Annotated in this window: 13 protein-coding genes; all 13 read right to left on the reverse strand. The window is 34.1% G+C overall.

Annotated elements, in window-relative coordinates; all coding sequences use genetic code 11:
* A partial coding sequence (locus tag JHC30_05460; GenBank protein ID MCI4463601.1) for a hypothetical protein occupies nucleotides 1-586 on the reverse strand: 586 nt, incomplete at its 3' end.
* The gene (locus tag JHC30_05465; protein ID MCI4463602.1) at nucleotides 586-783 is read right to left on the reverse strand and encodes a hypothetical protein; all 198 of its coding nucleotides are present in this window, start codon (nucleotides 781-783) and stop codon (nucleotides 586-588) included. The genes JHC30_05460 and JHC30_05465, both read right to left, overlap by 1 nt.
* 10 nt (nucleotides 784-793) lie before the next feature.
* The gene (locus tag JHC30_05470) at nucleotides 794-1,684 is read right to left on the reverse strand and encodes a Dna2/Cas4 domain-containing protein (protein ID MCI4463603.1); all 891 of its coding nucleotides are present in this window, start codon (nucleotides 1,682-1,684) and stop codon (nucleotides 794-796) included.
* Nucleotides 1,653-2,159 (reverse strand): hypothetical protein, encoded by a 507-nt coding sequence (locus JHC30_05475; GenBank protein MCI4463604.1) that lies wholly within the window; start codon nucleotides 2,157-2,159, stop codon nucleotides 1,653-1,655. The genes JHC30_05470 and JHC30_05475 overlap by 32 nt, the downstream gene beginning before the upstream one ends.
* Nucleotides 2,159-2,626 carry a hypothetical protein gene (locus JHC30_05480; GenBank protein MCI4463605.1) on the reverse strand — a complete coding sequence of 156 codons (468 nt, stop codon included), beginning with the start codon at nucleotides 2,624-2,626 and terminating at the stop codon, nucleotides 2,159-2,161. The genes JHC30_05475 and JHC30_05480 overlap by 1 nt, the downstream gene beginning before the upstream one ends.
* Before the next feature lie 2 nt (nucleotides 2,627-2,628).
* Nucleotides 2,629-2,997 carry a hypothetical protein gene (locus JHC30_05485; GenBank protein MCI4463606.1) on the reverse strand — a complete coding sequence of 123 codons (369 nt, stop codon included), beginning with the start codon at nucleotides 2,995-2,997 and terminating at the stop codon, nucleotides 2,629-2,631.
* Nucleotides 2,990-3,325 carry a hypothetical protein gene (locus JHC30_05490; GenBank protein ID MCI4463607.1) on the reverse strand — a complete coding sequence of 112 codons (336 nt, stop codon included), beginning with the start codon at nucleotides 3,323-3,325 and terminating at the stop codon, nucleotides 2,990-2,992. The genes JHC30_05485 and JHC30_05490 overlap by 8 nt, the downstream gene beginning before the upstream one ends.
* Before the next feature lie 533 nt (nucleotides 3,326-3,858).
* Entirely contained in the window at nucleotides 3,859-4,626 is a 768-nt protein-coding gene (locus tag JHC30_05495) for a hypothetical protein (protein MCI4463608.1), read from the reverse strand.
* A gap of 25 nt (nucleotides 4,627-4,651) precedes the next feature.
* Nucleotides 4,652-4,984 carry a DUF1874 domain-containing protein gene (locus JHC30_05500; GenBank protein MCI4463609.1) on the reverse strand — a complete coding sequence of 111 codons (333 nt, stop codon included), beginning with the start codon at nucleotides 4,982-4,984 and terminating at the stop codon, nucleotides 4,652-4,654.
* 13 nt (nucleotides 4,985-4,997) lie between these two features.
* Nucleotides 4,998-5,165 (reverse strand): hypothetical protein, encoded by a 168-nt coding sequence (locus JHC30_05505; protein ID MCI4463610.1) that lies wholly within the window; start codon nucleotides 5,163-5,165, stop codon nucleotides 4,998-5,000.
* Nucleotides 5,166-5,181: 16 nt separating this feature from the next.
* Nucleotides 5,182-5,562: a hypothetical protein gene (locus tag JHC30_05510; protein ID MCI4463611.1), complete on the reverse strand. Its 381-nt coding sequence runs from the start codon at nucleotides 5,560-5,562 to the stop codon at nucleotides 5,182-5,184.
* Nucleotides 5,559-5,759, reverse strand: a complete 201-nt coding sequence (locus JHC30_05515; protein MCI4463612.1) for a hypothetical protein — start codon at nucleotides 5,757-5,759, stop codon at nucleotides 5,559-5,561. The genes JHC30_05510 and JHC30_05515 overlap by 4 nt, the downstream gene beginning before the upstream one ends.
* A gap of 143 nt (nucleotides 5,760-5,902) precedes the next feature.
* Nucleotides 5,903-6,148 carry a hypothetical protein gene (locus JHC30_05520; protein MCI4463613.1) on the reverse strand — a complete coding sequence of 82 codons (246 nt, stop codon included), beginning with the start codon at nucleotides 6,146-6,148 and terminating at the stop codon, nucleotides 5,903-5,905.
* Between the last annotated feature and the right edge of the window lie 61 nt (nucleotides 6,149-6,209).

A 6,209-nucleotide genomic window follows, 5' to 3' on the forward strand; every position in this document is an offset into this window, starting at 1 on the left:
TATCTGCACGCTTAACAAAATCAACATATCGTAAAACATATCGCTCAATAAATTTGTCCTTTATTCCAGGTAGAAAATCAATAATATAATAAAACATCCCATCTATTCTAAAATATGTATTCTTATATTGCGTAAATGATAATTTATTAAATGGATGGTCTGGTCGTAAAATCCTCAATTGCGAATAATAATCCTCAGGTTTCTCAAATGGTGTCCCGCTTAGCATAACTTTATAAGTTTTAGTAAATAATTTCATAACAAGCTTTGTAATTTGAGCTCGGATACTTTTTAATTTATGTGCCTCATCAAAAATAATCAAATTCCAAAAAGCCTTCTTTAATATCTTAGGATAATGCAATCGAAAACTATCATAACTCACAATCTCAAAATTGTTTAACTTTATATTCCATTTCTCAATCTCTTGAGACCATACTTGTTTAACTGATGCTGGACACATAATAAGCACATTCCTAAAATTTTCTGCAATCTTTAGTGCTGCTAAAGTCTTACCAGTTCCTGTTTCCCAGGCTAAATAAGAATACCCATCAAACTTCTCGACAGCTTTCTGTTGATGTGGAAGAAGCATTATTCACCTTTCATGTCCTCAAGTAAATCATATAATTCTTCAGCAAGTTGCTCTAAATCTAATTTCTCTGTTTCTTCATATCCCTCAAAATGTTCACATATCTTACAATATGCTCTAACTAACCATTCGCCTAATTTTTTCTTACTCAAATCATCAGTTGCTTGGTCTAATAAATCAGCTATTATTGCACTAAACATTCTGTCCCTCCTATAAGATAATTCTCTTTACAGGCTTATATTCAAGATATTGTTTCTTAATTTCTTCAGGTATATTATAAAATGCTCGTTGATATTCTGTTATTTTAATAATTTTATCACCAACTTTATAGGTTCCTGCACTCCACTCCTTGAGCTCCTCTTTCAATTCTTTCTCTAATTGTTCATATTGTTTAAGCTTTGATTTAATAGCGTAATAAATTTCAAGTTTCTTCATAAAATCAGGGCTTACTTCTACTGTTCTAACGGTGGCTTTCGCATCTTCAGGATAACATTGGCTATAAAAAGGGCAAGCTCGGCATAAATCATATTGCTCAATGGTCTTTGGTAAAGTTCCCCTCTGCAAATGTTCCTTAACATGAATAGCTCTTTCTACAATCTCTTCAATAACCGCTTGGTCCTTCTCTACATCAAAGAAATGATCCTCTCCAGTCCGCCTATCAATTACATAGAATACTCCATGTTCTTTTTTAAGCAAGAGTATATAAGATTGCATTTGATAGTAATATTTTTTCGTCAACTGATTATCATAAAGACCAAAATTATCTAAAACCTGTTCATTTGCCGTGCTCTTAATCTCAATGAAGTCCCCACTCTCAAGAACGATGTCTACAATTCCTTTCATGTCAAGCTCTTCATCAACCACAGGCAACTGGTATGCTTTCACAGGAACTACTTTCAATAACCTCTTCAATGCAACCTCTTCAAATTCATTTCCCACATCAAAAAACTTCTTAGCTTGCTTAACTGGTAATGGTGTCTGTCTCAAAAGAACTAATCTACGCTCACAAGGATGCCACAATTCCGTTGGTGGTGTATGCTTCGGGCAGTAGGTTTCTTGGTCTTGTAGATTAATAAGTTGTTTCAATTCCTGTGCTTTCATCCTTAGCCTCCTTTATAATTTTTGAATTATATATTAATTGATATAACATTGGCTCAACATCTTTTTGAACATAAGGACCAAACGGAGTAAAATAAACTTGAATACCTTGATAAGTCAATCTTTTAATCAAAGACCCTGTAAGACGCCTCCGGTCACGCTTTGGTAAAAAATATGCCTTCTCCTTGACCCAATCCTTAATAAACAAATATTTCTGCTTTAAATACTTATACTTCCAAATATTATATTGCCATAAAAGTTCACTATTACTCCAATCCTTGACTTCATCTTCTAAATATTCCCGCCATTTATCCCAGTCTAAATAAACAATCCCTTTCATCCGTAACATTTCAGCCCTTAGAACTTTTAAAGCAATGAAACATCCGCACCCATAATATTGATACCCAAGCAAATAGCCTATCTCCAAAGCTTTCTTTCTTACTTTCTCCCAAGATCGACAACCAATTCGAGTATACATTACTTCATCACTTCCTCAATTGTCTTGGTTGGTTGTTTATCAAATAATTCTTTTATAACTGTATTAATCACTGCACCAAGACATACCTCTGTCGCTCGCTTCATCGCTCTGGTTTCCGCTTTAGTTAATAAATTATGCAAATTATCAATTCCTTTAAGCTCTGCCCGCTCACAAACTCCTACCCCTTCGCCTCTTCTTACTACACCATTAGGAAAAATCACCTCAAGTTCGACCCGAACTAAAGCATAATCCTCTGTGATTTCCCGCTCTACTAATCTAAAATTATAACTAATTGGCAAACTGCTCAATAGATTAAGAATTCCATCACGCTTTATTTCTATTATATTGCCTACTTTTGTTTTAATCGTTGCAAAATCTGATGGTTTAAGAACTTGCTTAGCTACTTGAACAATTTTATCGGCTGACGCAATTTCTTTCTTTTCTTCAATAATTTGGACATCATTCATTTTTAACCCTCCTTTTTTAGTTTTTCTATGTATTTGTTAAGCTCATCCAACAATTTGTCTTTAGTTATTTTCTTAGATATTACATAATGTTCAATTGCTTCACTTAACAATGCTCCTACTGCACTTTCTTCTCGCATCTTAACTTCAAACCTCGTATCATCATCAAATAAATAACTCTTAGCTAATTCAGATCCATAAATTGCTTCTAAAAATAAACATGTCTTATATATACTTTCCCATTCATATGGACAATCACAATCACAATAAAATACAGGATAAAACTTCAAAAATCTCTCCTTCCATTTTTTAATAAGATCTTCAAAATCATTATGCTCCACAACATCATATAAAAGCTTTAGTTCATTAAACATCTTTGCCCTCCTCATGTATTATTTCCCAAATCGCTTCCTTAATCAAATCAGCTACAGATCGCCCAGTTAACTCACTAATTTTAAGCATTTGTCTATAAAGCTCGCTATCAACTGATGAGCCTAATCGTAAAACTTTAGCTTTCCTTTGCCATAAGGCATTAACCCCAGTCTCATTAGTCAAATATATTGAATACTTCTCAAATGCTTTATCCATTGCTTCATCGATTAAATCTGCTATTGACCACCCTGTCTGAGTAAGATGTTGTGTTATCTTCTGCTGTAATGCTTCACTTAATCTAAAAACAAAATTTCTTCGATTTTTCAACATAGCTATACCTCCACATGGAATTTATTTCATTATACCACAATTTTTAAAAAAGTCAATAGTTTTATTTCTTATCGCATGTAGTCATTTCTTTTCATGTTCTAATCGCCTCATTTTAAGTCAGTTCTTTTCCTACTATAACTTTTCAAATCTCTTCCTGTCTCATCCCAATTCCCGTCCTTTCCCATCACTTCCAATCCTTATCAACTCTTTTCCTGACAAATCAAATTTCTAATCAACTCAACTCCTCTCAATTCCTCTTCATCTCTTCTCATTTCTAATCCCTTCACTTCCTCTTCTTGTCACATCACCACCAGTCCTTTCCTCTTCCATCCAAATTGGTGCGTCTCATATCCATTTCAACTCTGTTCCCCGCGAGACATTTCCCTCTTATTCATCTCTAATCAGGTCACCACAGATCCATACTGATCTTTTCCCCTCTCAACGCCTCTCAGCTCCTTTCCGTTGCCCCTCCTCACCTCTCATATCCCCTTTTTAATTTATCTCCAATCAGGTCACTACAGATCCTTATCGCATCACCTCCTTTCTTCTCCTTCTTCCTTCTTCTTTACTGATATAACTTTTTTCTTCACATCACTTAACCTTTCAAATTCTACAACTTTAAATCTACCATACTTTGCCCCACGCCAGGAACTCTTACCCCAATTCTCTCCTTTTGTAAAAATATCCAAAATCTGCTTATCTGTTAACTTACCACCATACACCTTAACCACAAATTCTTGCTCAAGCGGTAAATCCAACATCTCAGACCAAACAATTGTTACAATATATTGTCCATAGGTCCACGATCTAAGCGATCTCGATAACAAATTATCAGGCTCTTTGATCAATTGTCCATCTCTTTGATAGGGAATCAAGAAATCCCGTTTATAGTCCCCAGTCTCTTCAACTGGGCATATGTCTATGTATCTTGAGATTTGATTTTTTAAAGATCCTTGTAAGAAATGCAATGCCACTTCCTTCATGAATCCTTTTATTTGGTAATGATAATCAGCTAAATATCCCTCTTCCGTTCGTGCAAAAACTTGAAGTCGGCTCTTTTGTTCTTCTTCACTTATCCGTAGCTCTTCTTTGGCTTCCAAGTCCGCTTTAATGCGTTCTATCTCTTTCTCTATTAATTGTCTTTCTTCTTCTTTCTTTACTCGTTTTAATTGTCTTTCAAGTTTCTCAAGCTCTTTCTCGGCTTTTTTAATAATATACTGCTGAGCTAAGTCACTTGCGGGATTTAATGCTAAAACTGGTGTCAAATAACTAATCTTCACATAAAATTTATCAATCTGCATATTACACCTCCTATTTAGTTTTTAATTAACAAATCATACTCAACACAAATTCATAATTCAATTGTTTCAATTCTTCTTCACTTAGGACTTTACCCTCTGGCAATCGTGTCTTCAAAGCAAAATGAATAGCCATGTCCCCACTTTTTAGTTTGACTGCAACTCGATTATAAGGAATATTTATGCCAAGTAATTCACTAAGAACTTTAGCAGTTGCCTCATGCCCACACGCCGAAGTAAATTCAGTTGTAGATAAAATATCTTGAGCCTTCTCAAGATTAATTTTTCTCAAAACAATCATATAACAATCTTTAACTGTAAAATCCACAGGCACTATTAACGAATTCAATACATATAGCATCATTGCACCTCCTTTAGTTTTGAATTTCAAGTTTTTTAATTTCAACTTCGCCACGTTCTTGTGAATCTTTCAATTCTGCTAAAAGTTCCCCAATCAATTCTTTTGATCCATAAATCTTTATTTCCATTTCCCCTTTACTTAAATCAGCCTTGACTTCGACCTCTGCCTTTTCTCTATCCATAATCTCACCTCCTTAATTAATTTTTTGTTATTATTTCAATCTCTGCTAAATATTGCCCATATTGTCTTTTCCAATTGTAGTAATTAATCGCTGTTCTTTTTGATCTTGACAACTTCCAATCTATATCATGCCCAACATTTTCTTCTTCCTTCAGTATAAAGGCAACTTCTAAGATCTGCTTACCTTCAATAAACCAAGTAAATTCCTCATCAAACCAATCTTCAACATTTATTCTACAGACAGCTTTCAAAGTTAAATTATCTGTCCATATAATAAGATCTGGCTTAAATCCATAGATTTCTTCGAATCTTTGCATAATCTCTTGTTTCCTCTCCTCTTCTTTTACCTCTTGCTTTGTTTTTTCAACCATTTGTTTAACCATTTCTACCATCTTCATGACTCCTCCTCCTTAGTATTTATTTTTGTTTCCAATTCCAACGCTTTTTCCTGATGCCTCTTCAGCACCTTTTGAAATTTTTCTAAATATTCCTTTATCCGTTCAAAATCTTCTTCAGCTATAAACACTACTGCTGTTTCCAAATCTATTACATCTTGCTTAAATTGCCTCATTAGTTCAATTAGTTCTTGTCTCATTTTCTATCCCTCCTACCTCCTAATCAACCGCTTTAGTCTCCGCCAAATATTCTGCCAAATACTTCGACGCTCAAAGTCTTCACGCTTCAGAAAAATCAACTTGCCATCCTTCCACATAGTTATATATTTAAGTTCTGGCATAGTTAGTCCTCCTCTTTGAGAAAATATCCTTTAAAAAAATGTTCTGAAGTAAAGACCCACAAACCGCTCAAATATTCCCATGCCGTTTCAAAATCTTGATCCTCTACATTATTTTTTAAATTTACATAACTATAGCTCCCATCCACAAAATAAAACCTAATTTCCCTCTCACTTTCACTTTCCATTAGCTCAATAAACTTAACATTCTGCAAATTAATAATCCTTTGACCAATCTTAACTAATATCATACCCACCCTCCTTTTGTTTTTATCTATTATACCATACTTTTTCAATTTGTCAATAGTCTTG

Source organism: Caldisericum sp. (assembly GCA_022759145.1).
Lineage (GTDB): Bacteria > Caldisericota > Caldisericia > Caldisericales > Caldisericaceae > Caldisericum.